Source organism: Streptomyces sp. NPDC054783 (assembly GCF_053611725.1).
In genome coordinates this window covers 54,441-69,052 of record NZ_JBSHAY010000011.1, presented here as the reverse complement: position 1 = coordinate 69,052, position 14,612 = coordinate 54,441, and the positions used below count along the sequence as shown (strand labels likewise).

12 protein-coding genes and 1 pseudogene are annotated in these 14,612 nt (G+C 74.7%); 8 read left to right on the top strand and 5 right to left on the bottom strand.

All coding sequences use genetic code 11. The features are described 5' to 3' along the window. The first annotated feature begins 148 nt into the window (after window positions 1–148). The 4 genes and pseudogenes from ACWGJ5_RS20680 (at window position 149) to ACWGJ5_RS20665 (ending at window position 2,436) form a co-directional block, all read left to right on the top strand. On the top strand, window positions 149–718 hold the full coding sequence (locus tag ACWGJ5_RS20680; RefSeq protein ID WP_453311114.1) for a DUF5134 domain-containing protein: 570 nt from the start codon (window positions 149–151) through the stop codon (window positions 716–718). 73 nt (window positions 719–791) lie between these two features. Next, window positions 792–1,222: pseudogene (locus ACWGJ5_RS20675) on the top strand (M56 family peptidase); the annotation flags it as partial. A 143-nt stretch (window positions 1,223–1,365) separates the two neighbouring features. Then, on the top strand, window positions 1,366–1,671 hold the full coding sequence (locus tag ACWGJ5_RS20670) for a hypothetical protein (RefSeq protein ID WP_453311113.1): 306 nt from the start codon (window positions 1,366–1,368) through the stop codon (window positions 1,669–1,671). Window positions 1,672–1,746: 75 nt separating this feature from the next. Next, the gene (locus ACWGJ5_RS20665) at window positions 1,747–2,436 is read left to right on the top strand and encodes an HAD family hydrolase (RefSeq protein WP_453311112.1); all 690 of its coding nucleotides are present in this window, start codon (window positions 1,747–1,749) and stop codon (window positions 2,434–2,436) included. A gap of 83 nt (window positions 2,437–2,519) precedes the next feature. Here the strand turns inward: ACWGJ5_RS20665 and ACWGJ5_RS20660 are convergent, their stop codons facing one another. Continuing rightward, the gene (locus tag ACWGJ5_RS20660; RefSeq protein WP_453311296.1) at window positions 2,520–2,768 is read right to left on the bottom strand and encodes a DUF2630 family protein; all 249 of its coding nucleotides are present in this window, start codon (window positions 2,766–2,768) and stop codon (window positions 2,520–2,522) included. Window positions 2,769–3,020: 252 nt separating this feature from the next. Between ACWGJ5_RS20660 and ACWGJ5_RS20655 the strand changes: the two genes are divergently transcribed. Next, the gene (locus ACWGJ5_RS20655) at window positions 3,021–3,689 is read left to right on the top strand and encodes a TetR/AcrR family transcriptional regulator (protein ID WP_453311111.1); all 669 of its coding nucleotides are present in this window, start codon (window positions 3,021–3,023) and stop codon (window positions 3,687–3,689) included. Between the two features lie 32 nt (window positions 3,690–3,721). Here ACWGJ5_RS20655 and ACWGJ5_RS20650 read toward each other — a convergent pair whose 3' ends face one another. Continuing rightward, window positions 3,722–4,390 (bottom strand): DUF6214 family protein, encoded by a 669-nt coding sequence (locus ACWGJ5_RS20650; protein WP_453311295.1) that lies wholly within the window; start codon window positions 4,388–4,390, stop codon window positions 3,722–3,724. A gap of 255 nt (window positions 4,391–4,645) precedes the next feature. Here ACWGJ5_RS20650 and ACWGJ5_RS20645 point away from each other — a divergent pair, with 255 nt between their 5' ends. Beyond that, a complete protein-coding gene (locus tag ACWGJ5_RS20645; protein ID WP_453311110.1) occupies window positions 4,646–5,980 on the top strand; it encodes an FAD-dependent oxidoreductase in 1,335 nt (444 codons plus the stop codon). Window positions 5,981–6,157: 177 nt separating this feature from the next. After that, on the top strand, window positions 6,158–7,549 hold the full coding sequence (locus ACWGJ5_RS20640; RefSeq protein WP_453311109.1) for a nucleobase:cation symporter-2 family protein: 1,392 nt from the start codon (window positions 6,158–6,160) through the stop codon (window positions 7,547–7,549). On the opposite strand, the gene ACWGJ5_RS20635 is transcribed toward ACWGJ5_RS20640, so the two are convergent. Then, window positions 7,466–7,822, bottom strand: a complete 357-nt coding sequence (locus ACWGJ5_RS20635) for an ArsR/SmtB family transcription factor (RefSeq protein ID WP_453311108.1) — start codon at window positions 7,820–7,822, stop codon at window positions 7,466–7,468. The genes ACWGJ5_RS20640 and ACWGJ5_RS20635 overlap by 84 nt on opposite strands. 131 nt (window positions 7,823–7,953) lie before the next feature. Here ACWGJ5_RS20635 and ACWGJ5_RS20630 point away from each other — a divergent pair, with 131 nt between their 5' ends. Beyond that, window positions 7,954–9,033, top strand: a complete 1,080-nt coding sequence (locus tag ACWGJ5_RS20630; RefSeq protein ID WP_453311107.1) for an NADH:flavin oxidoreductase/NADH oxidase — start codon at window positions 7,954–7,956, stop codon at window positions 9,031–9,033. A 397-nt stretch (window positions 9,034–9,430) separates the two neighbouring features. Here the strand turns inward: ACWGJ5_RS20630 and ACWGJ5_RS20625 are convergent, their stop codons facing one another. Together ACWGJ5_RS20625 and ACWGJ5_RS20620 are read right to left on the bottom strand one after the other, a co-directional pair. After that, complete coding sequence (locus ACWGJ5_RS20625; RefSeq protein WP_453311106.1) at window positions 9,431–13,720, bottom strand: HAD-IC family P-type ATPase; 4,290 nt, start codon at window positions 13,718–13,720, stop codon at window positions 9,431–9,433. A gap of 8 nt (window positions 13,721–13,728) precedes the next feature. Further along, window positions 13,729–14,487: a hypothetical protein gene (locus ACWGJ5_RS20620; RefSeq protein WP_453311105.1), complete on the bottom strand. Its 759-nt coding sequence runs from the start codon at window positions 14,485–14,487 to the stop codon at window positions 13,729–13,731. Window positions 14,488–14,612 lie beyond the last annotated feature (125 nt).

Below are 14,612 nucleotides of genomic sequence, written 5' to 3'. Positions count from 1 at the left end.
AAAATTCCCTTGGATGCGGCGGTCCCCGAGGGCGCGGTCACCTGTCGTGCTCCGTCGAATGCTCCCCGTGTACACCCTTGCGCTCGCGTGCGCTCCGCGTCGCGTGGGCATCGCATCCCTCGACCGACCGTCGAACGGGGAGGTGCGCGTGCACGGACCGGTACCGGCAGCGTGGCTGCTGGTCGCCCTGTGCGCGGCGACCGGGGCCTACTGCCTGCTGCGGATGCGCAGCCGGGTCGAGGAACAGCGCCGGGCCGCGGGCGGCGAGGCGCTGATGGGCTTCGGCATGGCCGTGATGGCCGTACCGGCGGCGGCGTTCTCGCCGCCGAGGTGGGCATGGCCGGTGTACGCGGCCGTGTTCGGCACGGCGGCACTGCGCGCGCTGTGGTCCGCGCGCACCGCACCGCATCACCTGCACCACCTGGTGGGCACCTCCGCGATGGTCTACATGGCGGCGGCCATGGCCGCGGCCCCACCCGGCGCCCACCACGCCCACGGCGGCTCGGGGGTGCCGCTGCTGACCAGCCTGCTGCTCCTGTACTTCGCGGGATACGTGCTGCTCGCCGGCGTCCGTCTGGTGCCGGCCGCCGTCGCGGTGGCCGAGGCGGGGGCCGGGGCCGGCGGCGGCCCGGTCCGCTGGGGCGACCGGCTGGAGCTGGCGCGGGCCTGCCGGCTGTCGATGGGGATCGGCATGGTGGCGATGCTGCTGGCCATGTGAGCGGGGTCTGTCGGGTGCGTTGTCCGCGGCACTTCGGTGGCGCGGACCGTACCCGTGAGCGGTCTCGCGCTCATTGGGTGCTGACCATGATGGTCCCGTGCCCCTGCTGCTGCTCGGCGCCCTGACCGCCGTCGCCCCGCGGCTGATCGCCCGGGCCGACTGGCCGGACCGCGAACCGGTCGTCGCCCGCTGGGTGTGGCTGGGGGTACCCCCTCTGGGGGAGCGTCGTGGGTGCCGTCCTGCTGTGCTGCGTGCTGTCGATGGCGCTCAGCGCGTCGGCCGCCTGGCAGGAGGTGCGCGGGCAGTTGTTCGCCCGGGCTCCGCGCGCGGTCGTGGACGCCTACCCTCGGCACGGCCGGTCCGTGGGCGGCACCCACCGCCGTACTGCTCGTCGCGGGCGGCCTGTGGAGCCTGGCGATGCTGGTGCGCGAGGTCGTACGGGCCCGGGTCCTGCGGCGTACCGGGCGGGCCGAACTCCTCGTGCGCGCCACGTTGTTGCCGGGCTAGGAAGCGGCGAGCGGCCGGCCGGTGGTGCTGGAGGGCGAGCGCCCCGACGCCTGGTGCGGCGGCCAGCTCGGCCAGCCGGTGCATCTCGTCGCGGAACGCGGCGAACGGTCCACGACCACGCTCCCGCTCACGCCTTCCGGGTGCTGGCCGAGTGGGTCTGGGACCCGCCGACGATGCGTCTGGTGTGCGCGGCCGCCGCGGTGGGGCCGGCGTGGCGGCACGCCGCCTGGTGGACGGCGCTGTGGCCGGCGGTCACCGTGGACTGCGGCCTGCTGCTGTGGCTGCTGCACCGCTTCGGCGCCGGCCGCGTCCGGTGGCGTACGGCCGTGGCGGCGGCCGTGGCCTCGGTGGTGGGCGGGGAGCGTGACCCTGGTGTGACAGGGCGTCCACTGGCCCTCGTACGTGCTGGGCGGCCGGCTGTTCGGGGCGTTGCTGATGGCCCCTGACCGTGATCGTGTACGAGTGGCCGCGGCCCGGTCACGCCGACACCGCCGAACACCGGCCCGGATAGGGTCCGGTGTATGAGTGCCGTGTTGTTCGACTTCTCCGGAACGCTCTTCCGCGTCGAGTCCACCGAGTCCTGGCTGCGGGCGGTGCTTGCCGAGACCGGGCACACCCTGTCCCCACCCGAATTGCAGGCGGCCTCGCGGGCCTTGGAGGCGGCCGGTGCGCTGCCGGGCGGCGCGAATCCGGTGGAGCTGCCGGCGGACCTGGCCGGAATCTGGGCGGTGCGGGACGAGAGCGCGGAGCTGCACCGGGCCGCCTACACGGGCCTGTCCCGGCGGGTGCCGTTGCCCGACCCCGCCCTGCACGACGCACTGTACGAACGGCACAAGACCCCGGCCGCCTGGGCTCCCTACCCGGACGCCCCCGAGGTGCTGCGCACGCTGCACGAGCGCGGGATCGGCGTGGGCGTGGTCAGCAACATCGGCTGGGATCTGCGCCCGGTGTTCCGCGAACACGGGCTCGACCGGTATGTGGACGCGTACGTCCTGTCGTACGAGCACGGCGTGCAGAAGCCGGACCCACGGCTGTTCTCGGTCGCCTGTGCGGCGCTGGGCGCCGATCCGCGCGAGGGGGTGATGGTGGGCGACAGCAAGGAGGCCGACGGCGGCGCGGCCGCGCTCGGCTGCCGGGTGCACTTCGTCGACCACCTGCCGGTGACGGACCGGCCCGACGCACTGCTGCCCGTACTGGACCTGGTGCCCTGAGGCCCAGCCCGCTGCCGGCCTGCTGAACCCGGGCCCTGCGCGGTCCGTCGGGTGAGGCCCAGAGCTCTCCGGCCGTGCGGCGGTCAGCCCTGGTAGCCCTCGACCTGGTCGGCGGGGCGCACGCGCGCCTCGTCCGGATCCTCACCGTACTCGGCCTTGGCGCGGCGCTGCCGCAACAGGTCCCAGCACCGGTCGAGTTCGCTCTCCAGCTGTCCCAGCCCCCGTTCCTCGACGGAGCTGTCGATCTGGCCCGAGGCCAGCGCCTCGCGGAGTCCGCGCTCGCCCTCGACCATCTCCGTGATCCTGCCCAGGGTCCGCTGGTCCTGTTCCACGGCGACCCGCCGCCTCGCCTCGGCACCGCTGACCACTCCGGGGAGGGAGCGGCCGGCCTGCGACACCAACGGGAGGTACGGGTCGGGCACGGCCGAGCAGGGCGCGGGAAAGGGCTCGCCGCCGCGCCGTCCGCCTGAGACGATCCCCCGCGTCGCCCCAGACGGACGGCAGCCCTGGACAGGGCCCGCGCTGGCGGTGCCCACTGCGGTGAGTATAGTTGGCTGGCAGCCAGTCAACGCAGGAGTTTCAGGATGTCCCCGCGCAGCGCCTCGGTCAATGAAGAGTTGCGGCGGCGTTCCCGGGAGCGGCTGTTGCAGGCCGCCGTGGAACTGGTGGACGAGCACGGCTTCGAGGCCACCACGCTGGGTGACATCGCGGACCGCGCAGGTTCGGCGCGCGGCCTGGTGTCGTACTACTTCCCCGGGAAGCGCCAGCTGGTGCAGTCCGCCGTGCACCGGCTGATGCACCGCACGCTGGAGGAGGCACTGGAGCGGGAACCGCACACCGAGGACGGCCGGGAGCGCCTCGCCCGGGCCATCGACGCGATTCTGGGTCTGGCCCGCGACCGGCCGGTGCTGATGCGGCAGCACATGGCGGGGCTGCTGCAGGCGGAGGGCTTCGTGCAGTGCCCGGAGCAGCGCCGGCTGTCGGAACTGCTCGGCGACACCGTCTCACGGTGCGGCTCCCAGGACGTCGCCGCCGACTACCCGATGCTCCGGGCCCTGTTGATGGGCGCGGTGTACGCGGCGCTGGTGCCGGGGGTGCCGATGCCCGTTCCCGCGCTGCGGGCCGAGCTGTTCCAGCGGTACGGGCTGGACTGGGAGTCCGGGGTGCCGCCGGAGAGTGAGAAGGGCAGGGAGGCGCGGGAGCAGGACCTGTCCCGGTTCTTCGCGACGGAGGAGCGTCCGAGCAGTCCCTGAGGGACGCGTGAGCCGCTCGACGGCAGCTCGCCTCAGTCGCGGCGCGCGTGACGAGGGGGCAGGAACCCGGCGTCGCGTGCCTGGGCGATCAGTTTGAGGGAGCGGCGGCGGCTGTGTCCGGTCGCGCTCATCACGGCGAGCACCGGGTCACTTCCCTGCTCCTGTGCGGCACGGTACTCCCGCGCGACCCGCCGACGGCCCTCGATGCCGCGCGGCCAGACCGGCCGGGCGCGCCGCGGACCCGCACAGGGCGCGCCTTCCTCACCGCCGGCCTCAGTCCCGCCGGCCCTCTCTTCGCCGGCCGCCTTCCCGTCGGCCTTCTCCTCGCCGGCCGCCTCCCGGCCCGTCTCCTCCTCGCGAGCCACCTTCCCGCCGGCCTTCCCGTCGCCGGCCGCCGTCCCGCCGGCCTCCTCCTCGCAGGCCTTCTCCTCGCGGGTCTTCCCCTCGCCGGTCTCCCCGTCACCGGCACCCTCGCCGGCTTCCGGCTCGTACCGCTCCTCCAGGGGCTCGTCGCCGTCGACCTCGTTCGGCCGCTCCACCCCGCACGACTCGAACAGCGGCCCCTCGATCCAGCTGGCGAGCACCGTCAGATCGGTGAGGGACAGGGCCGGCTGGGCGCTGACGTCCTCGATGGACACGCAACCCGAGCGCACGACGGCCAGGGCGTCGACTCGCGCGCCGTCCGGGAAGGCCAGCCGCACATGGAACCAGGAGGTGGTGTCGCAGTGCTCCCGCACCTCCCACGCGGGCCACACGGACACCGCGCCGTCCTCCGCGTTCCGGTCGGAGAGGTGGAGAAAAGATGCTTCTGGCACACACGCAACGTAGCCTCATGATCACATTCAATACGAACGGACACGCTTCGTAGTCACCCCGCCGGCCCCTGCCGTCACGGGTCCGTCGGTGCCATGCTGGAGCCGTCCGCACACCACCTCCTTCGGCCGAGGAGCATCGCTGTGCTGCGTGTCGCCGTCGTCGGTTCGGGACCGAGCGGGTGTTACACCGCCCAGAACCTGGTTCAGCTGGATCCCGAGGTGTGCGTGGACGTCCTGGACCGGCTGCCGTGCCCGTACGGCCTGGTCCGCTACGGCGTCGCCCCGGACCACGAGAAGATCAAGTCCCTGCAGGGCAGCCTGCGGACGGTGCTGGAGCACGAGCGGGTGCGGTTCCTCGGCGGGGTCCGGGTGGGCGGCCCCGGCGGGCTGTCCGTCGAGCGGCTGCGGGAGCTGTACCACGCGGTGGTGTACTGCGTGGGCGCCGCCACGGACCGCCGGCTCGCGATCCCGGGCGAGGAGTTGCCGGGCAGCTGGTCGGCGACCGACTTCGTGGCCTGGTACAGCGCGCATCCGGACGCGGCCGACGCGGGCTTTCTGCGCGGAGTGCGGTCGGCCGTGGTCATCGGCGTGGGCAATGTGGCGGTGGACGTCACGCGGATGCTGGTCCGGGGGGACGCGGAGCTGCGCCCGACGGACATTCCGCAGGCGGCGCTGGACACGCTGACGGCGAGCGGGATCACCGAGGTGCACATGGTGGGCCGGCGCGGCCCCTCGCAGGCGCGTTTCACCACCAAGGAGCTGCGCGAGCTGGGTGCGCTGCCCGGCACCGAAGTGACCGTCGACCCGGCCGACCTGGCGCTGGATCCGGCCGACTCCGCCGCCCTGCCCGCCGTACAGCGCCGCAATCTGGAGGTGCTGCGCGGCTGGGCCGCCCGGTCCTCGGCCGCTGCCGCCCGGCGTATCGGCCTGCGGTTCTTCCTGCGCCCCGTGGAGCTGCTCGCGGAGGCCGGCCGGGTGGGTGCCGTGCGCTTCGAGCGGACGGCGCCGGACGGACGGGACGGGGTGACGGGCACGGGCCGGTTCGTGGACGTGCCGGCCCAGTTGGTGCTGCGCTCGGTGGGCTATCGCGGGGTGCCGCTGGACGGGCTGCCGTTCGACGCGCCGAGCGGCACGGTGCCGAACGTGGCAGGGCGTGTCGTACGCGAGGGTGCCCCCTCCCCCGGCGAGTACGTCGCCGGGTGGATCAAGCGCGGCCCGACGGGCGTCATCGGCACCAATCGGCCCTGTGCCAAGGAGACGGCGACCTCCTTGCTCGCGGACGCTGCGGCGCTGCTGGGCCGGCAGGTGCCCGAGGATCCGGTGCCCGCGCTGCGGGCGGCCGGGATCGAACCCGTGCCGTGGGCGGGGTGGCTGGCGATCGAGCGGGCCGAGGCCGAGCTGGGCGCGCGGCTCGGGCGGGGTGTGGTCAAGCTGGCGGAGTGGGACGCCCTGCTCACGGCGGCCCGGTCGGCATAGGCCCGGTGGCCGGGGATCCCGGTGGCCAGGGATCCCGCCCGGTGGCCAGGGATTCCGCATCGGCCGGGCGGGCATGACACACAGCGGCAACAGACCGGAAATCAACAAACTGTTCAAGAAGCTTACGGTCTCGTCCTGTTCGGATGTCACTCCCGCTCGCGCACTGTTGGAGTCCCCATGGCCACCACCGCAGCCGCCCATCCCGTCGACGAGATACCACCGGCACGGCAGTTGGCGGCCTTCGGGCTGCAGCATGTGCTCGCGATGTACGCGGGTGCCGTCGCCGTGCCGCTGATCGTGGGCGGCGCAATGAAGCTGTCGCCCGCCGACCTGGCGTATCTGATCACCGCCGACCTGCTGGTGTGCGGGATCGCCACGCTGATCCAGTGCGTCGGCTTCTGGCGGTTCGGCGTCCGGCTGCCGATCATGCAGGGCTGTACGTTCGCGGCGGTGTCGCCGATGGTGCTCATCGGGACGACGGGCGGCGGACTGCCCGCGATCTACGGCTCGGTGATCGTGGCGGGTCTGGCGATCATGCTGCTCGCGCCGGTCTTCGGCAGGCTGTTGCGCTTCTTCCCGCCACTGGTGACCGGCACGGTGATCCTGATCATCGGGGTCTCACTGCTGCCGGTCGCGGGCAACTGGGCGGCGGGCGGTGCCGGCGCGAAGGACTTCGGGGAGCCGAAGAACCTGGCGCTGGCGGCCTTCGTGCTGGCGGTGGTGCTGGCCGTGCAGCGGTTCGCGCCCGCCGCCCTCGGCCGGATCGCCGTACTGATCGGGATCGCGGTGGGTCTGGCGGTCGCGGTGCCGTTCGGGTTCACCGACTTCGGCGGGGTCTCCGGCGCCGACTGGGTGGGTATCAGCACGCCGTTCCACTTCGGGGCGCCGCAGTTCAAGGCCTCCGCGATCCTGTCCATGCTGGTAGTCGCTCTCGTGACCATGACCGAGACGACGGGTGACCTGATCGCCGTGGGCGAGCTGACCGGGCGGCGGGTCGAGCCGCGCTCCCTCGCCGACGGGCTCCGTGCGGACGGCCTGTCGACGGTGCTGGGCGGGGTGTTCAACACCTTCCCGTACACGGCGTACGCGCAGAACGTGGGCCTGGTCGGGATGACCCGGGTGCGCAGCCGCTGGGTGGTCGCGACGGCCGGCGGGATCCTGGTGCTGCTCGGCCTGCTGCCCAAGCTGGGCGCGGTGGTCGCGGCGATCCCGGCGCCGGTGCTGGGCGGCGCCGGGCTGGTCATGTTCGGGACGGTCGCGGCGAGCGGGCTGCGGACGCTGGCCGGGGTGGACTTCAAGGGCAACCACAATCTGACCGTGGTGGCCGTGTCGGTGGCGATCGGCATGCTGCCGGTGGGTGTGCCGACGGTCTACGAGAAGTTCCCGGACTGGTTCCAGACCGTGATGAACAGCGGGATCAGCGCGGGCTGCCTGTCCGCGATCGTACTCAACCTGCTCTTCAACCACCTTCCGGGGAAGGCGGGTTCAGGCGCCGTCGCCGAGGCGGACGGACTGCCGGTCCGCGGCGGCGAGGAGACTGTCCAGCAGTCCCGGGAAGAGGCTGTCTAGGTCGTCCCGGCGCAGCCCGTTCATCTTCGCCGTGCCCCGGTAGACCTGCCGGACGACCCCGCTCTCGCGCAGCACCCGGAAGTGGTGCGTGGTGGTGGACTTGGTCACCGGCAGTTCGAACTGCGAGCAGGTCAACTCCACCTCCCGCGCGGCGAGTTCGCGCACGATCTGCAGCCGCATCGGGTCGGAGAGCGCGTGCAGCACGGCCTCCAGGCGGATCTCCTCCCGCTCCGGGTGCGGCAGCGCACGGCCGGCGGTGGCGGTCTCGGTCACGGCGGCTGCCCTTCGTCACGGAAGTCCTCGACTGAAACCATTGTACGAGGGACGTCGTAGTTTGACACATCTCGTAGTACGAGGATTATCGTATGAGCCGTTCCATGGTCCCGTGACGAACGGAGTCTGACGTGAGCGCGCTCTTCGAGAGCATCACCCTGCGTGGAGTGACCATCCCGAACCGGGTGTGGATGCCGCCGATGTGCCAGTACTCGGCCGAGCCCGAGGGCCCGCTCGCGGGCGCCCCGCACGACTGGCACTTCGCGCACTACGCGGCCCGCGCCACGGGCGGCACCGGCCTGATCATCGTGGAGGCCACCGCGGTCTCGCCGGAGGGCCGGATCTCCCCCTACGACCTCGGCCTGTGGAACGACACGCAGGTGGAGGCCTTCCGCCGCATCACCCGCTTCCTCGCCGCCCAGGGCGCGGTGCCGGGCATCCAGCTCGCGCACGGCGGCCGCAAGGCGTCCACCGACCGGCCCTGGAAGGGCGGCGCTCCGCTCGGACCGGAGGCGCACGGCTGGCAGCCGGTCGCCCCGAGCGCGGTGCCCTTCGACGAGCAGCACCCCGTGCCGACCGAGCTGACGGTGGAACAGATACAGGAGATCGTCAGCCAGTTCGCCGCGGCGGCCCGCCGGGCGCTCGCCGCCGGCTTCGAGATCGCCGAGATCCACGGCGCCCACGGCTACCTGATCAACGAGTTCCTGTCCCCGCACTCCAACCGCCGCAGCGACGCCTACGGCGGCTCCTACGAGAACCGCACCCGGTTCGCCCTCGAGGTCGTGGACGCCGTACGGGAGGTGTGGCCCGAGGACAAGCCGGTGTTCTTCCGCATCTCGGCCACCGACTGGCTCCCCGACGGCGGCTGGACCACCGAGGACACCGTCCGCTTCGCCCGCGACCTGCACGCCCACGGCGTCGACCTGCTCGACGTCTCCACCGGCGGCAACGCTTCCGGCGTGACCATTGCGACCGGGCCCGGCTACCAGGTGCCGTTCGCCGCCCGGGTGAAGGCCGAGACCCCGCTGCCCGTCGCCGCCGTGGGCCTGATCACCGAGGCCGAGCAGGCCGAGAAGATCGTCACGAACGGCGAGGCCGACGCCGTCCTGCTGGGCCGCGAGCTGCTGCGCAACCCGTCCTGGGCCCGACACGCGGCCCGCGAACTGGGCGCCGAGATCCGGGTACCGGCCCCGTACCACCGGTCGGCCTGACCACGACCGCCGGCGACCACCGGCCGGTCGGAACGCGGCCGCCGGCGACCACCGGCCGGTGGTAGCGCGAGCGCCGGCGACCACCAGCCGGTCCGCCCGCGGGCGCCCGCGACCACCAGCCGGTCCGCCCGCGGGCGCCCGCGACCACCGGCCGATCCAACGCGGCCACTCGTTTCCGCCGGCCGGTCCGACCGCGGCCACCCGCCACCACCGGTCGGTCCGACCACGGCCACCCGCCACCACCGGCCGATCCAACGACAGCCACCCGCCACCACCGGCCGATCCGACCACGGCCACCCGCCACCACCGGCCGATCCAACGACAGCCACCCGCCACCACGGGCCGATCCGACCACGGGCGCCCCACGGCCGGCCGGTCCGAGCGCGGGCGTCCGGGGTCAGGTCGGCAGCAGGCGGCCGATCGTCTCCTCCAGGCGGGGCAGTACCCGCTGGCCCGCCAGGGCCAGGGTGATCGCCGTCAGGACGCCGGCCCAGGCAACCGGGCCGAGCGGGGTGCACCCGACGGCGTGGCTGACGCCCGGGATCTGTACCGCCGCGACCAGCGCCGCGGCGGAACCCAGGCAGGTGATCTGCACCAGGCGGCTCTCGCGCCGGTCCAGCCACGTCTGCACGAGCTGTGTGCCGACCACCCCGCACAGCGCCATCGTGCTGCAGCGGCGCGCGGTCCCCGGTGTGAAGCGGCCGATCATCCACGCCGCCACGGCGCCCACGGTGGTGGTCAGTGCCCGGTGCCGGATCTGCTGCAGCAGGGGCGCGCCCAGGACGGCGGAGGCGTCCTCCGGCGAGCCGCCGCGGGCCACCGCCGGCGCGTTCTCCCGCTCGGTCACCGCCACCGCCATCGACGGGAACAGATCGGTGAAGAGGTTCACCATGAGCATCTGCCGGGTGGACAGCGGCGCCCGGCCGGACAGCAGCGTGCCGAGGATGCCGAAACCGACCTCGCCCGCGTTGCCGCCGATCAGGATGGCGATGGCGTCGGCCACGCTGTGCCACAGGGCCCGGCCCTCGCCGACCGCGTCGATCAGGACCGTGAGATCGTCGTCGGTGAGGACGATGTCGGCGGCGTTGCGCGCGGCGGCCGAACCGCGCGCGCTGATCCCGACGCCGATGTCGGCGGCGCGGATGGCCGCGGCGTCGTTGGCGCCGTCGCCGACCATGCCGACGACCCGGCCCGCGTCCCGCAGCGCCTCCACGACCTGGAGCTTCTGCTCGGGTGCCACCCGCGCCACCACGCCCGCGTCCCGCAGCATCCGGGCTCTGGCCGCCCGGTCCGCCGCCGCCAGCTCGTCGCCGGTGACCACGACGGTGTCCTCGGGCCAGCCCAGCTCGTCCGCGATGGCCCGCGCGGTCTGCGGATGGTCCCCGGTGAGCATGACCGGTCGTACGCCCGCCTCGAGCAGCCCCGCCACCAGCGCCGTGGAGGTCTCGCGCGGTACGTCGGACAGGGCGAGCAGCCCGGTGAACTCCAGGTCCCGCAGCGGCTGTTCGACGACATCGGCCTCCTGCTCGTCCGCGCCCAGCCGCCGTTCGGCCACCGCCAGCACCCTGAGGCCGTCCCCCGCCAGCGCCTGGGCCGCCTCGGAGGCGTGCGCCGGCAGCCCGGCGCAGGCGGGCAGCACGGTCTCCGGGGCCCCCTTGACCACGAGCACCACCGGGCCGTCCCCACTCCGGCCGACGGCGGCGGCGTATCCGCGGGCCGCCTCGAAGGGCAGGTCCGCCAGCTGTGTCCACTCCGGGTCGGGACCGGCCGCCGCCAGCACGGCCTCGTCGGTCGCGTGCACCGGCTGCTCGGCATCGCCGTCGACGCGCGGGCAGGCGCGTACGGCGGCCCGGACGGTGTCCGCGGACCCGGCGTCGTCGACCGGGCGCACCGTGCCGTCGGCGTCGGAGGTGCGCACCAGGCGCAGCCGGTTCTCGGTGAGCGTGCCGGTCTTGTCGAAGCAGAAGGTGTCCATGCGGCCCAGCGCCTCCAGGGTGCGCGGGGTGCGGACGAGGACACCGTCGCGGCTCAGCCGCCTGGCTGCCGCCAGCTGCGCGACGGTGGCCACCAGCGGCAGCCCCTCCGGTACGGCCGCCACGGCCACGGCCACCCCACCGCTGACCGCCTCCCGGATGGCGGTGCCGCGCACCAGCGCCAGACCCGTGACCGCGGCGCCGCCCGCCAGGGTCAACGGCAGTGCCTTGCGGGTGAGTTCCTGCAGCCGGGCCTGTACGCCGCCGGCCGGAGGCGTACGCGCGGCCAGGTGGACGGCGCGGGCGGCCTCCGTGTTCTCACCGATGTCGACCACCACGGCACGGGCCTGGCCCGCCACCACGGTCGTACCCTCGAACACCATGCAGCGCCGGTCGGCGACCGGGGCGTGCGGGGTCGGATCCGTCTGTTTCTCCACCGGCAGGGACTCGCCGGTCAGGGCCGACTCGTCGACCTCCAGACCGTCCTGCCACAGCAGCCGGGCGTCGGCGGGCACCACGTCGTCGCCCTTCAGCTGGATCACATCGCCCGGATGCAGCTTGCCCGCCTCGACGGTGCGCGTACCGCCGGCCGGTGCCTCGGTCTCCGGCGGGACGAGCCGCGCCTTCTGCTGCTGCTCCGCGAGCAGTCCGGACAGCGCCCGTTCGGCGCGCAGCCGCTGGAAGCCGCCGACCAGGGCGTTCAGGTCCAGGGCGCCGACGACGAGCAGGGCGTCCACGACCGAGCCGAGGATCGCCGACGCCGCCGAGCCGACCGCGAGGACGGGGGTGAGCGGGTCGTGGAGTTCGCCGCGTACGGCCCGCCCGAGCCGGTAGGACCAGCGCACGGGCGCGGCGACCGGGTGCCCGGTGACAGCGGCGGCGGCCTTTCGCGCGCGGGCGGCCAGCGGCTCGAACGCGCGGCCCTCGGCGGCCGGCTCCTGCTCCAGCCGCTCCTGGGCCTGCTCGGGATCCAGCTCGTGCCAGTGCACGCGTGCGTGCGGGTGCGGGGGCCGGGCCGCCGCCACGCCGAGTGCGGCCCGGCCCCCGGAGAGCAGGGCCGACACGGCGGCTGCGTCGACGGGGGCGTGCCGCAGCCCCGGCAGCGCGGCGAGGCGTCCGCGCCCGCCGCCCGACTCGCCGACGGCCACGAGCAGCCCGGACAGCGCGGCGCCGGAACGGGCCAGGGTCTGGGCATGCCCGCCGACCGTGCGGGCGGCCGGGATCGCGGTCAGCACCCGCCATACGTCGGGCAGCCCGTGCAGGGCGAGAAGGTCCGCGCCCCAGACCACGGCGCCGTCGTGGTCGGTGAGGGCGAGGGCGATGTCGGCGCAGCGCAGCCCCGCCAGCACGTCGCGCTCGTCGGCCGTGCGCACCCGGGCGACGGCGAGCACCGCCCCGGCGTCGCCGCGCGCCTGGTACACCACGTCGTCCAGCGGCCGGCGCGCGTCGATGACCTGGTCGGCGAGGCCGGTGAAGTCCTCCAGGGCGGGGTCGTCCACGAGCACCACGCGCAGGCGGGCCCGGCGGGCCGCGTCCAGCACCGGTTCGGCCCACGGGTCGGCCTCGCCCTCGTCGGTGCACAGCGCGCTGGAGTGCAGGACGACCGTGCCGGCCATCTCCAGCCGGCGCAGCCGGTCGGGGTCGCGGACCAGGACCCCCGTGCGGGCGAGCGCGGTGCTCAGCAGGGCGTGGAAGGCGGCGGGGCCGTACCGCGCGGCCTTCGGCGAGCCGGCGAGGACCGCCTCCGCCGCCTCGGCGCCGTCCTGCTTGACCAGCAGGGTGGCCGCGGCCCCCAGCACGCTGCCCGCGGAGGCGTGCTCGGCGTACTCCTGGGCCGGGGACTCCCGCAGCGGCGGGCGGGGAGCGCCGTCCGCCGGGAGGCTGACCCGCCCGGGCGCGCACAACTCGTCGTGCACCGCGTCGAAGGCGGCGGCGCGGGCCACCGTCTCGGCCACCTGGCAGGCCCGTAGGGCGCCGTCGAGGACGAGGGAGGTGGGGGTCTGTCCGGCACCGTGGACCGCGGCGTTCGCACAGGCCAGCAGGAGGTCCATGCCGGTGTCCCCGAGCCGGGCGCGCAGTCGGGCGCGAAAGCGCGGGTTCTCCCGCAGCAGCGTCACCACCGCGGTCGCCAGGCGCGGCGAGGGCGGCAGCCGGAGCGCGTACGCGGTGACCGCGCCGGCGATGCCCACCGTGTCGGCGGCGAGCGTGGCCACGGCCGCGCGCACCCCGGCCGGGTCGGCCGGATGCGTGGTCTCCTCCACGTCCCCGGCGGCCAGGAGCAGTCCGTGTCCCTCGGCCAGTTCGGCGGCGTGGTCCATGATCTGGTCGGTGGCCTCCTCCTCGGTCGCGGTCACCACCAGACGCGCGAGCCCCTGGTCCCAGTACGCGAAGAGCACGTCGGGCCGCTCGGCCAGAGCCTCGGCCACCCGGCGCGCCACATGTGCCGTGCCGCCCGTGCGCCGCACCTGCTCGGGCTCCACCGGCCGCAGGGCGAGGTGGGCACGGGCGCCGGCCCGCCAGTGGTCGCCGGTGCCGGGCAGCGCGTTGCGCGCGACCCGCGCCACCCGTACGGCGGCGTCCGCGCCGCGCACTCCGGCGCGCGCCGTCCCCGCGGCGGCACCGGCGGCCGCTCCGACCGCCGGCGCCAGCAGCCGTGGTGCGGCGGGCAGCAGCCGTACGGCCGCCGAGGGCAACGTCAGCAGTCGCAGCGCCATGGCCCTCCTCAGAGCGTGGTGCGGTCGGGCCGCGCCGTGGGACCGAGCGGCCCGGTGGACGGCTTGCCCACCGCGCCTTCGTCACTGCGGGTGGCCCGGGTGCTTCCGGACGTCCGCGTGGTTCCCGATGTCCCGGCGCCACCGGACGACCCTGTGGTGCCGGACGCACGGCCGGTCCGGGATGCGGTGGCACTTCTGTGCGTCTCTGCGCTGCGGGCCGTCCGGCTGCTTCCGGGCGTCCAGGTGCCGCCGGTCGTCCGGCTGCTTCCGTGTGCCCCGGTGCTGCCGGCTGTCCGGCTCTCTCCGGAAGCCTCAGCCGCCCCGGCAGCCTCGACCCCGGCCTCGGCGGCCCCGGCGTCCCAGGCCCCGCCGGAGGTTCCGGCATCCGCCCCACCCTTGCCGCCGGCGCCCCGGGACCGCCCGCCGTGGCCGGACCGGAGGGCCGCGGTGTCGAGGTCATGGGCGGGCCCGGGGCCCTGCCCGGCCCCGTTCCCGCCGTCCGCCGGATGCTCGGGCCGGGGCTGGGTGAGCCAGGCCACGGCAGCGCCGGTGAGGGCCACGGGCCACTCCACCACGCCCGCGGCGCCGAGCACTCCGGCCCCCGCGTACACCGCGATGCGCCGCCCGCGGGGCGAGACCGCGCCGACCTTGTCCAGGGTCCCCTCGGCGGCCCTGCCCACCATCCCGGCACCGGGCACCCTGCGCAGAACCGAGGCGGCGCCGCGCAGGGGCGCCGTGAAGGCCGACGACGACTTCTGCTCAGCCATGACACTCCTCGGGTGAGATCGTCCTGCGTGCCCCACCGAGTGCCCGAAACCGTGCTGGTCATCCCCGCTTCTCCCCCGGGGATGCCCACTTCCCAGGGAACGCCTCGCACCGCGCCCGCGCCACC

Excerpts from the sequence above, each read along its gene's own strand:
- ACWGJ5_RS20665 (WP_453311112.1), top strand. The coding sequence starts at position 1,747 with ATGAGTGCCGTGTTGTTCGACTTCTCCGGAACGCTCTTCCGCGTCGAG.
- ACWGJ5_RS20655 (WP_453311111.1), top strand. The coding sequence starts at position 3,021 with ATGTCCCCGCGCAGCGCCTCGGTCAATGAAGAGTTGCGGCGGCGTTCC.
- ACWGJ5_RS20640 (WP_453311109.1), top strand. The coding sequence starts at position 6,158 with ATGGCCACCACCGCAGCCGCCCATCCCGTCGACGAGATACCACCGGCA.
- ACWGJ5_RS20625 (WP_453311106.1), bottom strand. The coding sequence starts at position 13,720 with ATGGCGCTGCGACTGCTGACGTTGCCCTCGGCGGCCGTACGGCTGCTG.
- ACWGJ5_RS20620 (WP_453311105.1), bottom strand. The coding sequence starts at position 14,487 with ATGGCTGAGCAGAAGTCGTCGTCGGCCTTCACGGCGCCCCTGCGCGGC.